The sequence below is a fragment of the Agrobacterium sp. MCAB5 genome (assembly GCF_052114365.1).
Classification (GTDB): domain Bacteria; phylum Pseudomonadota; class Alphaproteobacteria; order Rhizobiales; family Rhizobiaceae; genus Agrobacterium; species Agrobacterium tumefaciens.
The window spans coordinates 1-371 of the sequence record NZ_JBFREP010000363.1; the positions used below are offsets into that span (position 1 = coordinate 1).

Consider the following 371-nt stretch of genomic DNA (forward strand, 5'->3'; position numbering starts at 1 on the left):
GACATGATCCACTACGCAACGAGCAAGACGGCGCAACTGTCGATTTCGCGCGGATTGGCGCAGTTGACACGCGGCACCAATGTCACGGTCAATTCCGTCCTGCCCGGACCGACCCGCTCGGAAGGCATCGAAGCCTTCCTGCGCAGCCAGGCAAGCGACCCTTCCGCACCGATCAAGCAAATCGAGGCCGAATTCTTCGCGACCGCCCGCTCGGCTTCGATCCTCCAGCGCATGGTGGAAGCGGAAGAGGTGGCAAACCTCGTTGCCTATCTCGCCAGCCCTCGCTCATCGGCTACCAACGGCGCCGCTCTGCGTGCCGAAGGCGGTCTCGTCAACACCATCGCCTGAGAAGGGTTTCTCCTATGTCCGAC

At 62.3% G+C, this 371-nt stretch carries 1 protein-coding gene; it reads left to right on the forward strand.

Annotated features, from left to right (window positions below; genetic code table 11):
- Nucleotides 1–348: SDR family oxidoreductase (locus AB4Z23_RS29045; RefSeq protein WP_441361381.1), on the forward strand; the 348-nt coding region annotated here is incomplete at its 5' end.
- Nucleotides 349–371 lie beyond the last annotated feature (23 nt).